At 65.7% G+C, this 16960-nt stretch carries 13 protein-coding genes and 1 tRNA gene; 6 read left to right on the top strand and 8 right to left on the bottom strand.

The window, feature by feature from the left end:
* Nucleotides 1-82 precede the first annotated feature (82 nt).
* From tssF to mltA, 3 genes are all read right to left on the bottom strand, one after another.
* Complete coding sequence (gene tssF, locus WQQ_RS13950) at nt 83-1918, bottom strand: type VI secretion system baseplate subunit TssF (RefSeq protein ID WP_007185856.1); 1836 nt, start codon at nt 1916-1918, stop codon at nt 83-85.
* Between the two features lie 273 nt (nt 1919-2191).
* Nucleotides 2192-2266, bottom strand: a tRNA-Arg gene (locus tag WQQ_RS13945).
* A 130-nt stretch (nt 2267-2396) separates the two neighbouring features.
* Nucleotides 2397-4268, bottom strand: a complete 1872-nt coding sequence (gene mltA / locus WQQ_RS13940; RefSeq protein WP_007185855.1) for a murein transglycosylase A — start codon at nt 4266-4268, stop codon at nt 2397-2399.
* 232 nt (nt 4269-4500) lie between these two features.
* Here mltA and WQQ_RS13935 point away from each other — a divergent pair, with 232 nt between their 5' ends.
* The 5 genes from WQQ_RS13935 (at nt 4501) to WQQ_RS13915 (ending at nt 10809) form a co-directional block, all read left to right on the top strand.
* Nucleotides 4501-5463 carry an ABC transporter ATP-binding protein gene (locus WQQ_RS13935; RefSeq protein ID WP_007185853.1) on the top strand — a complete coding sequence of 321 codons (963 nt, stop codon included), beginning with the start codon at nt 4501-4503 and terminating at the stop codon, nt 5461-5463.
* 2 nt (nt 5464-5465) lie between these two features.
* The gene (locus WQQ_RS13930; RefSeq protein WP_040454499.1) at nt 5466-6227 is read left to right on the top strand and encodes an ABC transporter permease; all 762 of its coding nucleotides are present in this window, start codon (nt 5466-5468) and stop codon (nt 6225-6227) included.
* A 169-nt stretch (nt 6228-6396) separates the two neighbouring features.
* Nucleotides 6397-6741, top strand: a complete 345-nt coding sequence (locus tag WQQ_RS13925) for a hypothetical protein (protein ID WP_007185851.1) — start codon at nt 6397-6399, stop codon at nt 6739-6741.
* 172 nt (nt 6742-6913) lie between these two features.
* A complete protein-coding gene (locus tag WQQ_RS13920; protein WP_007185850.1) occupies nt 6914-9721 on the top strand; it encodes a TonB-dependent receptor in 2808 nt (935 codons plus the stop codon).
* A gap of 2 nt (nt 9722-9723) precedes the next feature.
* Nucleotides 9724-10809, top strand: coding sequence for a phytase (locus tag WQQ_RS13915; RefSeq protein WP_007185848.1), 1086 nt, complete (start codon nt 9724-9726; stop codon nt 10807-10809).
* Nucleotides 10810-10862: 53 nt separating this feature from the next.
* On the opposite strand, the gene glgC is transcribed toward WQQ_RS13915, so the two are convergent.
* Complete coding sequence (gene glgC, locus WQQ_RS13910) at nt 10863-12134, bottom strand: glucose-1-phosphate adenylyltransferase (protein WP_040454497.1); 1272 nt, start codon at nt 12132-12134, stop codon at nt 10863-10865.
* A gap of 437 nt (nt 12135-12571) precedes the next feature.
* Here glgC and WQQ_RS13905 point away from each other — a divergent pair, with 437 nt between their 5' ends.
* The gene (locus tag WQQ_RS13905; RefSeq protein ID WP_007185846.1) at nt 12572-13516 is read left to right on the top strand and encodes a hypothetical protein; all 945 of its coding nucleotides are present in this window, start codon (nt 12572-12574) and stop codon (nt 13514-13516) included.
* 308 nt (nt 13517-13824) lie between these two features.
* Here the strand turns inward: WQQ_RS13905 and WQQ_RS13900 are convergent, their stop codons facing one another.
* The 4 genes from WQQ_RS13900 to flgC are packed head-to-tail and all read right to left on the bottom strand — an operon-like array spanning nt 13825 to nt 16960.
* Entirely contained in the window at nt 13825-14562 is a 738-nt protein-coding gene (locus WQQ_RS13900; protein WP_007185845.1) for a flagellar basal body rod protein FlgF, read from the bottom strand.
* 23 nt (nt 14563-14585) lie between these two features.
* The gene (gene flgE, locus WQQ_RS13895; RefSeq protein ID WP_007185844.1) at nt 14586-15806 is read right to left on the bottom strand and encodes a flagellar hook protein FlgE; all 1221 of its coding nucleotides are present in this window, start codon (nt 15804-15806) and stop codon (nt 14586-14588) included.
* Between the two features lie 52 nt (nt 15807-15858).
* The gene (locus WQQ_RS13890) at nt 15859-16533 is read right to left on the bottom strand and encodes a flagellar hook assembly protein FlgD (RefSeq protein WP_007185843.1); all 675 of its coding nucleotides are present in this window, start codon (nt 16531-16533) and stop codon (nt 15859-15861) included.
* Nucleotides 16534-16552: 19 nt separating this feature from the next.
* On the bottom strand, nt 16553-16960 hold the full coding sequence (flgC, locus tag WQQ_RS13885; protein WP_007185842.1) for a flagellar basal body rod protein FlgC: 408 nt from the start codon (nt 16958-16960) through the stop codon (nt 16553-16555).

Genomic DNA, 16960 nt, shown 5'->3' with positions numbered 1-16960 from the left:
CCCTCACTCCCCGCTACGCGGGACTCTCTCCCACACGTGGGAGAGAGGAAAAACGCGATGTCGCGTGCGATCGTCATCGTCACTAGATCAAATGCAAAGCCCCCGCACGCGGCGGGAACTGGGTGATCGGCTCTTCGCGCTGGCGCGAGCGCACCGACAGGCGCGTGTACGAATTGCCCGTGCAGTAGAGGCCGAAAAACTGATCGAGCAGGCACGCGAGCAGGTAGATGCCCGAACCGACGTATTGATCTTCGTCGAAGCTGATCTCGATATCGGTGCCGCGCACGAAGGCCTGGCGCGGTGCGCGGCCGATGCGCGTCACAGACGGCTGGCTGTGCACTTCGACGATACCGGCGATCTGCTTGCGCAGGCTCGCGGAATCCGCGTAGTTGTAGAGGCTCAGGATCTCGAGCAGGGCCTCGCGGCCGCCGTCGACGATCGACAGATGATTCAGCGCCAGATGCGAAATCAGCCGCCACTGGTTCGCGAGCCGCATCGGTGCGCGCCAGGTGGCGGTCGGCTTCTTGAGCAGGCGCGCGATGGAGATCGCGCCGCCTTCTTCGATCTGCAGCGCACTGTCGTTGCCACCGAACGGCAGCGAAGACGGCAGATCGCGATTGGTGCAGGTCAGCGACAGCGACAGCGTCTCCACGGCCGGCGTCGCGGGCGACATCGCGCGATCGACGAGCGCGATCGATACCTGCGTGCCTTCGTCGTTCGGCAGAGGCGAAGGCCCGCGTCGCGACAGCCAGTAATGGTTCGCCGCGTCCTCGCCTTCGACGCCGTGCTTGACCGAGTAGAACGGCTGGAATTCGACGATGGCCTCGCGCTCGCGGCTGCGCGAGAACTTGCGCACCGAATCGATCGAATACACCTCGAGCCCAAGCGGGCGGCGCACGTCCGGAATCACCGGATATTCGTGACGCTCCTGGGTGATCTGGATCGGCTCGGCCTGCTGCTTGAACAGGTTGACGATCGGCGTGCAATGCAGCCGGAAGGTTTCCGCGCCCACGCTTTGTTCGAGACGCGCGAGGCGCTCCGGGCGACCGAACGGCTTGATCGTGAAGACCAGGTCGACCGCGTTCTTGAAGCGCGAGAAATCGAGCCCGGAGACTTCGAAGAACAGGAATTTCTCGGGCAGGACGAAGTATTCCTGAATCAGCTGATAGCCGACGAACGAGCGCGGATCGTAGTCGAGCAGGGCTTCGTCGGCCGAGAAGCCGACGCTCGCGATGCAGCTGGCCGGCAACTCGAGCGGCGCGATCTTGGCGTTGTCTGGTGCAGCGAGCGTGATGCGCTCCACCGAGTTCAGCAGCAGCTCGTAGAGCGCATGCACGACCGGGCTTTCGCCGTCGATGTAGAAGCGCAAGCGCTCGATGCCGAGTTGCGCGAGCTGCGCCTGCGGATCGGCCTGCACGCGAATGCGCAGCATCGCCACCGCGGATGTCGAGCGCGCGGAAAACGCCGAGCGTTCGAGCGCCTCGCAACGCGCCTCGACCACGCTCACGGGCCAGACGTCGACGTCGTAAGCGGTGCGGTACTTCACCGGCATGCCGTTGACCGGTCGTGACAGCAGCTGCGTGCCGCGCGGCACCTGCTGACGGCTGCCGACTCCGGCGCCCGGCGCAGCCGACAGCTGCGCGATCGACATCGACGGCACCGGCCGCAGGAAATGCGGATACAGCACCGACAGCAATGCTTCGGTGACTTCGGGAAACTCGTCGTCGAGCTTGCGATGGATACGGGCCGCGAGAAACGCGAACGATTCGATCAGGCGCTCGACATGCGGGTCTTCGCAGACCTCGCCTTCGAGCATCAGGCGGCCCGCGATCTTCGGATAACGGCGCGCGAAATCCTTCGACAGTTTGCGAAGGATCGTGAGCTCGTTTTCGTAATGGGGAAGCAGGTCTTCGAGCATGTCGTCGGCGCTCTGGGGTGCGACGAGTCTAGGAAGACGGGGAGTCGGTCACTATCCGACGGATGGTCTATGACTTGTGGTGCGTTGTTTGTTTGGCTTCGCGGTGGGGCCTGCGCGGCTCTGAGGGCTTTTGACCTCGCCGGTCGGGCCCTACTTTCTTTGCTCCTGCAAAGAAAGTAGGCAAAGAAAGCAGGCCCTGGTGACGCACTTTCGCTGCGCGAAAGTCCCCTGCGCTGCTCACGTGCTCGGGGCGACGCTTCGACGCAACATCCTTGGTCCCCCCGACAGGAATCGAACCTGTATCTGTCGCTTAGGAGGCGACCGTTCTATCCATTGAACCACGGGGAGAACGACGAACGGGCGCGGACTTCGGGGCCTGCTTTCTTTGCTTACTTTCTTTGCAGGAGCAAAGAAAGTAAGGCCCGACCGGCGAGGTCAAAAGCTCTCAGATCACAAACACACCCAGAGTGGAACGACGCTACTCCTCAACACAATTATCCGCATCCGCCACCACACACTCCGCCACCCGCACCGCGCCCCCCACCCCACGCGTCCGCACCGGATCCGCCGCCGCAATCTGCAAATCCTTCGGCAACAGCAACCACATCCTTCCCGCATCCTTCATCGCCGCCGCCTGCGATCCCGCCCGCGGCCCGAAACCCCAGAAGAAATCCGCACGCACCGGCCCGCGAATCGCACCGCCGGTGTCCTGCGCGAACATCAGCCGCCCCTGCTTCTGCGAACCGTCGTCACCCACCGTCGACAGGAACACCGGGTAGCCGAGCGGCGTCGTGCGCGGATCGACCGCGATCGAACGGCCCGCCGTCAGCGAGACACCGAGCGCGCCGAGGGGACCTTGCGGGCCGTCCGGAATGCGCCGGAAGAACACGTAGCTCGGGTCGGGAATATCGGTGAGCTGACTCAGTCTCGGCGCGGCAGCCGCCGGCAGGCTCGCCGTGTCGGCATCAAATGTCGCCGTGGCCGCTGCATTCGCAGCAGCAGGCATCGATGAAGCAGCAGGCGCGAACGAGGCCGTCGCAGGCGCTGCCGAGCCCGGCTTCTTGAGCGCCGCGATCATCGCCGCCACTTCGGGTGAAACACCCGCGTTGTTCGAGGTGCTCGCAGTCGCAGAAGCAGCGGGCTTCGCAGGCCGGGGAGCCGAAGCGGCCGGCGCACCGCTCACCGTCCGTGCAGCAGGCGAGGACTTGCCCTTGAGCTTGGCGATGATGTCGGCCACCTCGGCGTTCTGCGCCGTGTCCTGGGCCGTTACGGAGGCGCCGGCGGGCGCGGCTGTGGCCGTCGACACAGACGACGACGCGATCTGCAGGCCGCGCGTCTTCGCCGCGCTCGCGACGAGCACCGCGTCTTCGGGCTTGCCGCGCGGCAGGAACGGATAGCCGTTCTGCTCGCCGTAGCCCACGCGAACGACTTCGCCGCTCGTGAGCTTGATCTTGCCCGAGCCCTGCACCTGCAAGGAGTAGAGCGCATACGGATCGTCGACCCAGGCGAACACCGGAGCGCGCAGCTCGCGCTTCTCGATCTCCTGCCTCGACCAGTACGGCACGATCGCGGGCGTGCCGCTTTCGTCGACCCGCACGCGGTATTTCTTGTCGCGAATGCCGGGCTCGGTATCGCCGAGCTGCACCAGATATTCGCGCGCGCCCTTGGCGCCCGGCACCGCCGGAATCAGCAGGCGATCGTCGTTGCGAAACCACTGGCGCCCGGAGCCCGTGAGCGACTTGGCCTCGACGAACAGCAGGTCCGACGGCGTGCCGTAGACCGGATACGCGAATCGCGGGCTCGGGTTGCGGCTGCCGTTGAGCAGCGGCTCGTAGTAGCCGGTGATGAGCCCGTCCGGCGTGCGATCGAGCTGCTGAACCGACCAGGCGCGGAAGTTGTTTTCGAAGAACGTGCGCCAGGCCAGCGGCTGCGCCGTATCGAGCGCATCGCTGCGCTCGCAGAGCTCGCCCCAGACCGGCTTCTTGCGCAGCGCGGTGCAGGACTGGCGAAAGGCCGCCAGGCCTTCGTGCAGCGGGTCGTCCTTCCAGCCCGGCACGTCGGCGAAGGCCACCGGTTCGAAGCGGGCGTAGCGCGTCTCGAACGGCTGGGGCTGGTCCGCCGCGCCGGTCTCCGCCGGCGGGGCCGCGCTCGCGGCCGCCTTGCCGGCCGCCGCGGGAGCGGATGCGGCTGCGGCCGCCTTGGCCGAAGCCGGGGCCGACGAGCCGCAGTTGCAGTCTTCGTCGGCCGGCGCCTGGGGGTTGGACGCGCAGGCCGCGAGCACGGCCGCGGCCGCTCCGATGCCGAGCCGGCGCAGCAAGACCAAAGACCCGATGGGCACGCGAACTTTCATCGCCGCACTCCGCTGTTGTGCAGCGAAAAGTGTGGGCCCTGCCTCCGGGCCGGCGCCATCCGCCGCAGGGCCTATGACGTTCGGCCTCCATGCCGGCTGACGCCACGCCGCGAGCGCCCGGCGTGGCGAGCATGGGTATGATCGGGCCTTTAAACGGCCCGCATCGTCTCCATAGAGCCCCGACCAGCGGGCAGAGCGATCGACCGGCCCGCGCAAGAACAAAAGGAGCCGCATGACCACCGGCAATACCGGCGTCGCCGAGACCATCATTTCGATCTCGGGGCTGACCAAGACTTACGCCTCGGGCTTCCAGGCGCTCAAGGGCGTGGACCTGTCGATCCGGCGCGGCGAGATCTTCGCCCTGCTCGGTCCCAACGGGGCCGGCAAGACCACTCTGATCAGCATCGTCTGCGGCGTCGCGCGGCCCAGCACCGGCACCGTGCTGGCCGATGGCCACGACGTGGTGCGCGACTTTCGCGCCGCCCGCAGCCTGATCGGCCTGGTTCCGCAGGAGCTGTCGACCGACGCCTTCGAAACCGTCTGGGACACCGTGCGTTTCAGCCGCGGCCTGTTCGGCAAGCCGCGCAACGACAAGCTCGTCGAGCAAGTGCTGCGCGACCTGTCGCTGTGGGAGAAGCGCGGCAGCAAGATCATGCAGCTCTCGGGCGGCATGAAGCGGCGCGTGATGATCGCCAAGGCGCTTTCGCACGAGCCGGACATCCTGTTCCTCGATGAGCCCACGGCCGGCGTCGACGTGGAGCTGCGCCGCGACATGTGGCAGCTCGTGCGCGGCCTGCGCGAGCGCGGCGTGACCATCATCCTGACCACGCATTACATCGAAGAAGCCGAGCAGATGGCCGATCGCATCGGCGTGATCAACCACGGGCAGATCGTGCTCGTCGAAGAAACGCAGACCCTGATGCAGAAGCTCGGCAAGAAGCAGCTCACGCTCAAGCTGCAAAGCCCGCTGGCGAGCATTCCGCCCGAGCTCGCCGACTGGGCGCTGGAGCTGTCGGCCGACGGCGGCAAGCTCACTTACAGCTTCGACGCCGCCGCGGACGACAGCGGCATCGCCCGGCTGATGCGCAAGCTCGGCGAGCGCGGCATCGACTTCAAGGATCTGAGAACCGACGAGAGCTCGCTCGAAGACATCTTCGTGAGCCTGGTGTCGCAGCGCACAGCGGAGAAAGCATGAGCATCAACACCTACGCCATCCGCGCGATCTACCGCTTCGAGCTGTCGCGCTGGTTCCGCACGCTCGGCCAGAGCCTGGCCACGCCGGTGATCTCCACCTCGCTGTACTTCATCGTGTTCGGCTCGGCGATCGGCTCGCGCATGGCCAACATCGACGGCGTCAGCTACGGCGCCTTCATCGTGCCGGGCCTGATCATGCTGTCGGTGCTGACCGAGAGCATTTCCAACGCGAGCTTCGGCATCTACATGCCCAAGTTCACGGGCACCATCTACGAGGTGCTGTCGGCGCCGATCTCGATGGTCGAGACGCTGCTCGGCTACGTCGGCGCGGCCGCCACCAAGTCGATGATGCTCGGGCTCATCATCCTCGCCACCGCGCGCCTGTTCGTCGACTACCACATCGAGCATCCGGTCTGGATGGTGTTGTTCCTGATGCTGATCTCGGTGACCTTCTGCCTGTTCGGCTTCATCATCGGCGTCTGGGCCGACGGTTTCGAGAAGCTGCAGATCGTGCCGATGCTGATCGTCACGCCGCTGACTTTCCTCGGCGGCAGCTTCTACTCGATCAGCATGCTGCCGCCGTTCTGGCAGAAGGTGGCGCTGCTGAACCCGGTGGTCTATCTCGTCAACGGATTCCGCTGGAGCTTCTACGGCGTGGCCGACGTGAGCATCGGCCTGAGCCTGACCATGACCGCAGCCTTCATGCTGCTGTGCCTGGTGCTGCTGGCCTGGATATTCCGGACCGGATACCGGCTCAAGGTCTGAGACGCGGGCCGCCCGATGTGACGCGGCCTACAGGGGAAATCGGGTTTACACCGCTTATCCCCGAACGCCGCGCCGTTCGTCCGCATGCGGCCGCTGCGATGCGGCAGGCGCAAAAAACGGCACCGCTGTTGCTCGGTACGCAGCGGTGAACACCAACCGGAGGGTGCCGATGCTGTATCACCAGATTGTGTCCGAACTGACGATCCTGAGAATTTTTCAGCGTCATGCGGTGGTGCGCGCCGGCAGCCGTCTGCGCCTGTCGGACCTCGAACGCGACTGGCGCCAGCAAGGCCTTGCCGAGGAGGCGCTGTACCGGGCGATCGATCGCTTCGAGAGCGCCAAGGCCTTCGTGACCCTGCTCGTCGAAGACGACTACTACTGCTACCTCGGCAGCGTCGGCGAACACTGCATCCGCAGCCTGCCGGCGCCGATCGAAGCCGAATCCGCCGCGCCGCACGAGCTCATGCCGCCGCTGCTGCCGGGCCTGGCCGACACGCGCCGCCTGGCGGCCTGAGCGGCCGCCGCCAGCTTCAGCCGAACACCGCGGCAGCGGAGACGTCGTCGCATCGCCCAAGTCCCTGTCGCCATTGCGCGTCATCGAACTGACACGCGCGCTTTATTGAACTGACACAGGCGCTCCCTAGCCTGCGCGCCCTTCGATCGTCTCGATCATGGGGATACGCAAAATGGAAGTGTCGACCAAGCACCCACGCCGTCTGGTCATGGCGTCGGGCGCGGTGTGGTGCGTGCTGTCCGCAAGCGCGAGCGCCGGCGAACTCGTCGGCCGCGTGAGCGACGCCAGCGGAGTCAAATCGCTGCGCAGCGCCGAGATCGAGATCGTCGAGCTCGGTCGCCGCACGCAATCGGGCCCCGACGGGCGCTTCCGCTTCGCCGACGTGCCGAACGGCCATTTCGTGCTGCGCGCGAATTACGTCGGCGCCGATCCGGTCGAACTGCCGATCGACATCGGCGGCGACGCATCGACCGAGGCGAATATCCAGATCGGCGCGGTCGACGAGATTCTCGTCGTCGGCCAGTTCGCCAACCAGGCCAGCGCGCTGTCGCGCCAGCGTGCGGCCGACGGCGTGCAGAGCGTGCTCACGCGCGACGGCATCGGCCAGTTCCCGGACCAGAACGTCGCCGAATCGCTGCGCCGCGTGCCGGGCATGTCGGTGCAGAACGATCAGGGAGAAGGCCGCTTCATCGTCCTGCGCGGCCTCGACCCGAACCTCAACGCGGTGTCCGTCAATGGTGCGCGCGTGCCCTCGCCCGAATCCGACAACCGCTCGATGCCGCTCGACACGATCTCGTCCGACCAGATCGAGTCGATCGAGATCAAGAAGACGCTCACGCCGGACATGGACGGCGACACCATCGGCGGCTCGGTCGAAATCAACACCACCAGCGCTTTCGATCGCAAGGGCCGTTTCTTCGGCGCCACCGTCGAAGGCGCCTACAACGAACAGACCGATCAGTGGTCGCCCAAGGCTTCGGTGAATTTCTCCGACGTCTACGGCGGCAGGCTCGGCGTGGCTGCGGGCCTGTCGTACTACGATCGCCGCTTCGGCTCCGAAGGCGTCGAAGCCAGCGGCTGGGACCAGACCGATGACGGTGTCGCGTACGCGGACGAGTTTGATTTTCGCAACTACGACGTCACCCGCAAGCGCCTCAGCGGCTCGCTCTCGCTCGACTATCGTGCAAGCGAGAGCACCGACTTGTATCTGCGCGGGCTGGTGTCGTCCTTCGAGGATCAGGAGTATCGCTCGCGGCTGGTTCTCGGCTTCGATGGCGATCCTGTCGGCGGCGATGCCAGCAGCGCGGAATTCGCCTCCGATGAAGACCAGGAACGAGAGATCAGCGCCGAGCGCGAGATGAAGGATCGCAAGGAGACGCAGGACGTCTACTCGATCGTCGCCGGCGGCAAGACGTACAAGGGTCCGTGGACGTTCGACTACATGGCCAGCACTTCGCGCGCACACGAGAAGGAGCCGAACGCGCTCTACTCGAACTTCAAGCGCGACTTCAAGGACGCCGGCGAACTGACGGTCACGACGAACGGGCTCAACGGCCTGAAGCCGGGCTTCGGCGTTTCCGACCCCGCGCTGTTCAACGATGCCGCGGAGTACGAGTTCGACAAGTTCGAGCTCAACCACGGCAAGAGCGTCGATCGCGAGAACAGCCTGCGCTTCGACATCGCGCGCGATTTCAATCTCGATGCCGGAACCGCCCAGCTCAAGGTCGGCGGCAAGCTGCGCAGCCGCGACAAGTCCTACGACTTGCGGCTCTATGCTTACGACGATGTCGTCGATGGCGACAAGCCGACGCTGGCCGGACTCGAGACGAGCGTCGACTACGCGCTCGCGAGCATCAATCCCACGGTCGCGCATTCGGCCGCACGCAGCTACTTCAATGCCAATCGCGCCAATCTCGTGCTCAACGAAGCCGACAGCGCCTTCGATTCGAACTCCTCCGACTACAAGGTCGGCGAGGACATCTACGCGGGTTACGTCATGGGCAGCTTCGACGCCCAGCAGTGGAAGCTCGTCGGTGGCGTGCGCGTGGAGCACACGCGCGACGACATCCGCGGCAATCTGGTCGAGCGCTCCGAAGACGACGAGGTCAGCGTAACCGAGCAGAAGCGCGATCGCCGCTATACCGACGTGCTGCCGAGCCTGAATCTCCGCTTCGACGCGAGCGACGAGGTGGTGCTGCGCGCCGGCGTCTACCGCAGCCTCGTGCGTCCGAACCTGGCCGATCTGGCGCCGCGCTTCCTCGTCGAGCAGAACGACGAGGCCGAACTCGGCAATCCCGATCTCGATCCGTACAAGGCCTGGAACTACGATCTGTCCGCCGAATGGTATTTCGGCCGCAACGCGGTGCTGCAGGTCGGACCGTTCTACAAGCAGATCGACGATTTCATCGTCACCACCTACGCCAGCGATACTGTCTATGACGGCACGCCCGTCGATGAGCTGAGCCGGCCGGACAACGGCGACAAGGCAACGGTATTCGGCGTCGAGCTCAACTACCAGCAGGCGCTCGACTTCCTGCCTGCGCCGTTCGATGGATTGCTGGTCGGTGCGAACTACACCTACGTCGATTCCGAAGGCCGGTTCAATACCGAAGACGGCCAGCGCAAGATTGCGCTGCCGGGCACCTCGAAGACCGTCTACAACGCCATGCTCGGCTACGAGAAGCACGGCTTCAGCCTGCGTCTGGCGGCGACGCATCGCAGCGAATACCTCGACGAAGTGTCTCCGGGCGCGGACGAGGATCGCTGGGTGCTGAGCCACCTGCAGTACGATCTGACCGCGCGCTATCGCATCACGCCGCAGCTGCAGGTTTTCGCCGAAGGCATCAACCTGAGCGACGAGCCGTTCCGCGCCGCCTATCGCGGCACCGCGGCCGGTGGCGATCGCCTCTCGCAGTTCGAGGAATACTCGTGGACAGCCAAGGCCGGCCTGCGCTTCAGCTTCGCCGCGGAAGGACAGTGAGCATGAACGCCTCGTTTGCACTGCGCGCCTTGCCGTCGGCCCTGCTGAGCCTGGGACTTTACGCCTGCGCGAGCGGCGGCCCGATCGAGCCCATCGCGGGCACCGTGAGCATCGGCGCCGTGCGCGAGACCGTCGCGGTCAAGACCCACGACGACGCGGCCGACGATCCGGCGATCTGGCGCAACGCCGCCGATCCGTCGAGGAGCCTGATCGTCGCCACCGACAAGAAGGCCGGGCTCTACGTCTACGGGCTCGATGGACAGGTGCGCGACTTCGCGCCTTCGTCGCGGCTCAACAACGTCGATCTGCGCGGCGACGTCAAGATCGCCGGCGCCGATGCGGTGCTCGTCGCCGCGAGCGATCGCGCGGACGAAACGCATTCCAGGCTCGCGCTCTATGCGCTGTCTCCGCAGACCGAGAAACTCACGGAGCTTGCGAATCTGCCGGCGGGCAACGGCGAAGCCTATGGGCTCTGCCTGTACCGGCGTGCGAACGATCGCGCGCTGTTCGCGTTCGTGGTCGAGAAGAGCGGTCGCATCATTCAATTGCGGGTCGATGTCTCCGCCGCGCAGCCGGCCGCGAGCGTGGTGCGCGAACTGCAGCTCGCGAGCCAGTCCGAAGGCTGCGTCGTCGACGATCGCACGGGCATGCTCTACGTCGGCGAAGAAGACGTCGGCATCTGGCGCTTCGATGCGAGCCCCACTGGCGCGACCCGCGGCGAGCCTTTCGCGAAAGTCGACAAGCGCGTGCTCGTCGACGATGTCGAAGGCCTGGCGCTCGCGCCAGTCGGCGAGCGCGGCGGCTATCTGGTCGCATCGAGCCAGGGCGATTCGTCATACGCGGTCTATGCGCTCGAAGACGGCGCGCCGGTCGGCCGCTTCCGGATCACGGACAACGGCAAGGGCGTCGACGGCACCTCGGAAACCGATGGCATCGAGCTCGCGCTCGGCGATTTCGGCCCGGATTTCCCGCAAGGCCTGTTCATCGCCCAGGACGGAGACAACGCGCCCGAGGCGCAGAACTTCAAGCTGCTGTCCTGGGTGGATGTCGTGCAGGGCCTGCGGCTCGAGATGGAGCCCGCGCGCTGAAACGAGAAAGCCCGCCGATGGCGGACTTTCTCGATGCGCAGAGCGCAGGCGGCTCAGCGCACCATGTGCGGCTGTCCGAGCATTTCGGGCGTGACGAGTACCACGCCACCCGCCGACATCGTGTACGCCTTGCGGTCGGCCTCGGCGTCGTAGCCGATCACCGTGCCTTCCGGAATCACGCAGCCTTCGTCGATGACGGCCTTGCGGATCCTGCAGTTGGGGCCGATCTTGACCTTGGGCAGCACCACGGCCTCCTCGACCACGCTGCCGCGTTCGACGATGACGTTGGTGAACAGCACCGAGTTCTTGACCTGGGCGCCCGAGACGATCGCGCCGCCCGAGACCATCGAGCTGACCGCGTAGCCGCGCATGTCCTCTTCGTCGAATACGAACTTGGCCGGCGGGGTCTGCTTCTGGTGCGTCCAGATCGGCCAGTCCTCGTCATAGAGGTTGAGCTCGGGCACCACGTCGCAGAGCTCGAGGTTGGCCTTCCAGTACGCGTCGATGGTGCCGACGTCGCGCCAGTAGCCGGCCTTGTCGGGCTCGTGCACGTCGCGCAGCGCGTAGGCGTAGACCTTATCGTTCTTGATCGCGTGCGGAATGATGTCGTGGCCGAAATCGTGGCTCGACATGGTGGCGCCTGCGTCGCGCGTCAGCAGCTCGAGCAGATAGGCCGCGTCGAAGATGTAGATGCCCATCGAGGCCAGCGCGGTGTCCGGACGGCCCGGCATGCCTTCGGGGTTCTTGGGCTTCTCGGCGAACTTGACCACGCGGCTGTCGCTGTCCACCTGCATGACGCCGAAGCCGGTGGCCTCCTCGACCGGCACCTCGACGCAGCCGACCGAAATCTGCGCGCCCTTCTCGACGTGGTGCGCGAGCATGCGGCCGTAGTCCATCTTGTAGACGTGGTCGCCGGCCAGGATCAGCACGTGGCTGGGCTCGTGAGCACGGATGATGTCGATGTTCTGGTACACCGCGTCGGCGGTGCCCATGTACCAGCTGTTCTCGTCGATGCGCTGCTGCGCCGGCAACAGTTCGACGAACTCGCCGAACTCGCCGCCGAGGAAGTTCCAGGCCTTCTGGACGTGCTGGATCAGCGAATGGCTCTTGTACTGCGTGAGCACGCCGATGCGGCGGATGCCCGAGTTGATGCAGTTGCTGAGCGAGAAATCGATGATGCGGAACTTGCCCGCTATCGGTACCGCGGGCTTGGCCCGCCACTGGGTCATCGGACCGAGGCGGGAACCCCGGCCGCCGGCCATGACCAGGGCCAGCGTACTTTTGGTGAGGCGGCTGACAAAGCGCGGATCACTATTCGATTGCACGGTTTCCTCGATAAAGCTGCCCAGGCTGGCAGCATGATGTTCGAACTTCATCTGGGCAATACGCTCCCGGCTTTCCTTGCGGTAAAGAACAACTTCCCTGTCGAATCGGAGGCTTGTATCGCGCTCTGAAAGACCGATATGAGCTTGCCCAGGCAAGAGCGATGCCGTTTTGGCGGCGGGCGCCGGCTAAACGAGCGATTAAGTCGGCCGATGGTCGAAAAGCCCCATCGTCCCTTCCAAACACGCGCGAATGACGGGCTCCGGAGACCGGGTGCCGACCTCGTGTCGGCGGCGGAGGACAGCGCACTCAGCAATCGGATGGCTGACGCGTGGACGCAATATGCAAGACAGTTCCACAAGCGCCGTGTTAATTGAGGGTAATGGTCGATGGTCGTCTCATCGGCGGCTCACCTGACCGTTCCAACGAAAGGAGATGCATGAACGTCCGCTCCCAGACCCGATGGCTTCCGCTCCTCGCCCTGCTCGCCGCCGGCCCGCTCTGCCCGGCGCAGGCGGCAAGCCCCCAGGCCCGCCAGCAGGCTGCGGCGGCGGTGGCCGCCGATGACCCGCAGTGCCGCTCGCTCGGCGACTTCTACTGGGAGATCGGCGACGTCAACGGCCCGCAGGGCAGCGGCGTGATCGGCGGCGAATACACGGCCGACACCAGCGTGCGCGTGGCCTCGGCCTCGAAGTTCGTCTGGGGCGCCTACGTGCTCGAGAAGATCGGCCGCAACAACCAGCCCACGCCCGAGCAGGTCGCCTCGCTCGAAATGCGCTCGGGCTATGCCAAGTTCAATCCCTTGTTCTGCGCGCTCTCGCGCAGCGTCGATGCCTGCATGAGCTCGCGTTCCAACGGCGAGCGCGACAGCGGGCTGATCGGCAAGTTCGCCTACGGCGGAGGCCACGACCAGCGCCTCGCGGGCCAGCTCGGCCTGGGTCGCCTGAGCGCCCGCGAACTCACCGACGAAGTGACGAGCTACGTCGGCAAGGACATCGGCTTCAGTTACCGCACGCCGCTGCTCGCCGGCGGCATGGAATCGACCCCGAGCCAGTTCGCGACTTTCCTGCGCAAGGTGATTTCGGGCCAGCTGCGGCTGAAGCAGTTCCTCGGCTACCAGCCGGTCTGCACGCAATGCGAGAGCGCCGCCGAATCACCGGCCCGCGAGCCCTGGCACTACAGCCTCAATCACTGGATCGAGGACACGCCCGGCATCGGCGATGGCGCGTTCAGCAGCCCGGGCGCGATGGGGTTCTATCCGTGGATTTCGAAGGACAAGACGACCTACGGGATCCTGGCCCGGCAGAAGATGGGGGCTGGGGCGTACTGGGACAGCGTGTTGTGCGGGCGCAAGATCCGGAAGGCCTGGATGGAGGCTCGGTAGGCGGGCGGTTGCTGGGGGCTTCGCGGAGGCCTGCTCGGATTGGCTCGGTGCGTCACCAGGGCCCCAGAGGCAAAAGCAAACAGCAACAGCAGAAATCGCCGCTGCGGCTTGCTGTCCCCTCTCCCGCGTGCGGGAGAGGGTGGCGCGTCAGCGCCGGGTGAGGGAGCGCTCTTCGGCAGTGTGCAATTTACAAGGTGTGTTCCCTCACTCCCCGCCTTCGGCGGGACTCTCTCCCGCTCGCGGGAGAGAGGAACAAGCAAGTCAGCGCGCCTTCGAAAGACCCAAACCAGAGCGAATCCCCACCCGCCTCAACTCATCCGCAACACCTGCGTCGCCGCCTGCGCATTCTCGTCCGTCGTCTTCATGATCCGCGTCTGCAACTCGAACTGCCGCGCCAGCGAAATCATGTTCACCATCGTGTCGGCCAGGTTCACGTTCGAACTTTCGAGCATCCCGTTCGACACCACGTTGCCGGCAGCCGAGTCCAGCACCACGCCCGGGCGCGCCCGCATGAGCCCGTCGGCTCCACGCTGCAATTGCGCCTCGGTGCCCTCGACCACCTTGAGCCGGCCGATCACGGCCTGGGCCTCGGGCCCCTGCCCCTGCGGCACGATCGACACCGTGCCGTCGCCCGCGATGTGGATCGAGCTCGCCGGCGGAATCGACATGAGTCCGCCCTCGCCGAGCACCGGCTGCCCCGACCCGGTGACGAGCTGGCCGTAGGCATCGATCTGCAGATCGCCACGCCGCGTATACGCCTCGCTGCCGTCGCTCGCCTGCACCGCGAGCCAGGCGCCATCGCGCAGCGCGATATCGAGATCGCGACCGGTCTGCTGCAAGCTGCCGCCGCTGGCATCCCAACCGCCTTCGCCGGAGCGCACGTTGACGCGGCTGTCGAGCCCGCCGCCGACTGCGACCGCCTGCGCCTGCAGCAACTGCGCCTTGAAGCCGGTGGTGCTGGCATTGGCGAGGTTCTGGCTGTTGACCGTTTGCGCCTGCAGGGTCTGCATCGCACCGGTCATGCCGACGTATAGCGCTCTGTCCATGGCAGGCCTCTAGCGGAAACGCATCAACGCAGGTTCATGATCTGCTGCAACAGCTGATCGGTGGCCGAGATCACCTGCGAGTTCGCCTGATAGTTGCGCTGCGCGCTCATCATGCTCACGAGCTGCTCGGTCAGATCGACGTTGCTCGCTTCGAGCGCGCCGGCCTGCACGGCACCGAAACCGGGGCCACCCGCGACGCCGAGCACCACCTGCCCCGACGCATAGGTTTCGGCCCAGGACGAATTGCCGAGCTCCTGCAAGCCCTGCGAATTGGCGAAGCTCGCCATCGCGAGCTGGCCGACGTTGGTGACCTGGCCGTTGGTGAAACGCGCCTGCACGATGCCTTCTTCGGTCACCGACAAACCGCCGAGTTCACCGGTCGCGTAACCATCCTGCGTGAGCGTGCCGATCGAAAAACTGTCCCCGTACTGCGTGGCGGAGCCGATGTCGAGCGCCAGCGACAGCGGCGATGCGCCGTTGGACAGCGGCATCGCATCGAGCGTGGCGATGCCGTTGGCCGGCGTCGTCAGCGTGCCGCTGGAGTCGTACTGCAGCGCGACCGGATTGCCGACCGTGTTGCCGTCGATCGTCGTGTACAGGTTCCAGCTTCCGGCGTCCGCGGTCTTGGCGAAATACAGCGACGCCGTGTGCGGAGAGCCGAGCGAATCGTAGACGGTGATCGACGTGGTCTTGTTGTAGCTGTTGGAATCGGTCGGCGAAAACGTGCTGCTGGTCGGCGGCGTCGCGTTCGCAGGCAGGTTGATGCCCGCTTCGATGTTGCGTGTCGCCGCGGGCGGATTGGTGTTCGACGACAACCGCAGGTCGACGAGCTGGCCGGTGTTGAACGTGGTGCCGGTGGCTTGCGGCGGATACACCTGCAGGCGCTGGCCGGCCGCATTGACGACGTAGCCGCTGCGATCGGTGCCGAACGAGCCCGATCGCGAATACACACGCGCACCATTGTCCGACAGCGTGAAGAAGCCATCGCCGCTGATCGCCAGGTCGAGCGCCTTGCCGGTGTTGTTGATGGTGCCCTGATCGAACTGCTGGGCGACGCGTGCCACCTGCACGCCGGCGCCCGAAGCCGCGCCGTTGGTTTCGTAGCTCGATCGGCGGAACAGATCGCCGAACTCGGTGCGCGACTGCTTGAAACCCGTCGTGTTCGCATTGGCGATGTTGTTGGAAATGGTGCCCAGATCGGCGGTGGCCGCGTTGAGGCCCGAGAGCGCGATGTTGAAGGACATGGGGTTGGACTCCGTTACGGAAATGACGTCGGGTGGAAGCGGGCCTGATGACTTACTGGATGCGCAGCACGCCGGAGAACGGCAGTTCGCCGAGCGCCGCGAGTTCGACGTTGAGGCCATCGCGGCCGAGCGCGACGCTGCTGACCCGATCGACCGCGTACGTCGTCGCCGCGACCGACGCGCCGCCGCTGCCCGACACCGTCGCGCTGATTCGATAAAGCCCGCTCGGCAGCGCATTGCCTTGCGCATCGCTGCCGTTCCAGTTGAAGGCGAGCTGGCCCGCGGCCTGCGTGCCGAGATCGATCGTGCGCACCACGGCGCCACTCGCATCGCGAATCTGCAGGTTCACACGGCCGCTGCTCGGAATGTCGAGTGCTCCGGACAGGCCGTTGTCGCCCAGCACGCCGACGCCGCTTTCGACCAGCACTTCGCGACCGATCAGCGCGGCAGCCTGCAGCGACTGGCTCGACGACAACTGCGTCGCGAGCGAGGAGAACGCGGTCTGCAGCTTGTCGATGCCCGAGACCGTCGAGAACTGCGCGATCTGGCTGAAGAACTCGGTGTTCTCCATCGGCTTGAGCGGATCCTGGTTCTGGATCTGCACGGTCATGAGCTTGAGAAAATCCTGCTGGTCGAGCGAGCTGCTCTTGCCCGATGCAGTCGACGAAAGCCCGAGGCTCGAATAGTAGTCGCTGTTGCTGCCGCCAACCGGAGGGGTCGTGCTCATGCGAGGTTCTCCATGACGATCAGCGTCCGAGCGAGAGCGTGCGCAAGGCCAGATCCTTGGCGGTGTTCATGAGCTCGACGTTGCTTTGGTAGGCGCGCGAAGCCGAGATCATGTCGACCATCTGCTCGACCACGTTGACCTTCGGCGCGTAGACGTAGCCGTCGGCATCGGCGAGCGGATGGCCGGGTTCGTAGCGCTTGTCGGGCTCGGCCTGCGATTGCACGACATCGGTCACGCGCACGCCCGGCGTGTTCTCGCCGCCGAGTTCGGCCGCGGCCTTGAACACCGGCATGTGCGCTCGATAAACCTGCGACGGATCGCCCGCGACGCTGTCGGCGTTGGCGAGATTGCTCGCCACCGTGTTGAGCCGGACCGATTGTGCGGACAGCGCGGAGCCGGTGATATCGAAGATGCGGAACGAGGACAT

The organism is Hydrocarboniphaga effusa AP103, assembly GCF_000271305.1.
Taxonomy (GTDB): Bacteria; Pseudomonadota; Gammaproteobacteria; order Nevskiales; family Nevskiaceae; genus Hydrocarboniphaga; species Hydrocarboniphaga effusa.
The sequence above is the reverse complement of the archived record's forward strand: the minus strand, read 5'-3'. Positions and strand labels throughout refer to the sequence as shown.

Excerpts from the sequence above, each read along its gene's own strand:
- WQQ_RS13900 (WP_007185845.1), bottom strand. The coding sequence starts at position 14,562 with ATGGACAGAGCGCTATACGTCGGCATGACCGGTGCGATGCAGACCCTG.
- WQQ_RS13920 (WP_007185850.1), top strand. The coding sequence starts at position 6,914 with ATGGAAGTGTCGACCAAGCACCCACGCCGTCTGGTCATGGCGTCGGGC.
- flgC (WP_007185842.1), bottom strand. The coding sequence starts at position 16,960 with ATGTCCTCGTTCCGCATCTTCGATATCACCGGCTCCGCGCTGTCCGCA.
- tssF (WP_007185856.1), bottom strand. The coding sequence starts at position 1,918 with ATGCTCGAAGACCTGCTTCCCCATTACGAAAACGAGCTCACGATCCTT.
- WQQ_RS13925 (WP_007185851.1), top strand. The coding sequence starts at position 6,397 with ATGCTGTATCACCAGATTGTGTCCGAACTGACGATCCTGAGAATTTTT.
- WQQ_RS13905 (WP_007185846.1), top strand. The coding sequence starts at position 12,572 with ATGAACGTCCGCTCCCAGACCCGATGGCTTCCGCTCCTCGCCCTGCTC.
- WQQ_RS13915 (WP_007185848.1), top strand. The coding sequence starts at position 9,724 with ATGAACGCCTCGTTTGCACTGCGCGCCTTGCCGTCGGCCCTGCTGAGC.
- WQQ_RS13935 (WP_007185853.1), top strand. The coding sequence starts at position 4,501 with ATGACCACCGGCAATACCGGCGTCGCCGAGACCATCATTTCGATCTCG.
- WQQ_RS13890 (WP_007185843.1), bottom strand. The coding sequence starts at position 16,533 with ATGAGCACGACCCCTCCGGTTGGCGGCAGCAACAGCGACTACTATTCG.
- mltA (WP_007185855.1), bottom strand. The coding sequence starts at position 4,268 with ATGAAAGTTCGCGTGCCCATCGGGTCTTTGGTCTTGCTGCGCCGGCTC.
- flgE (WP_007185844.1), bottom strand. The coding sequence starts at position 15,806 with ATGTCCTTCAACATCGCGCTCTCGGGCCTCAACGCGGCCACCGCCGAT.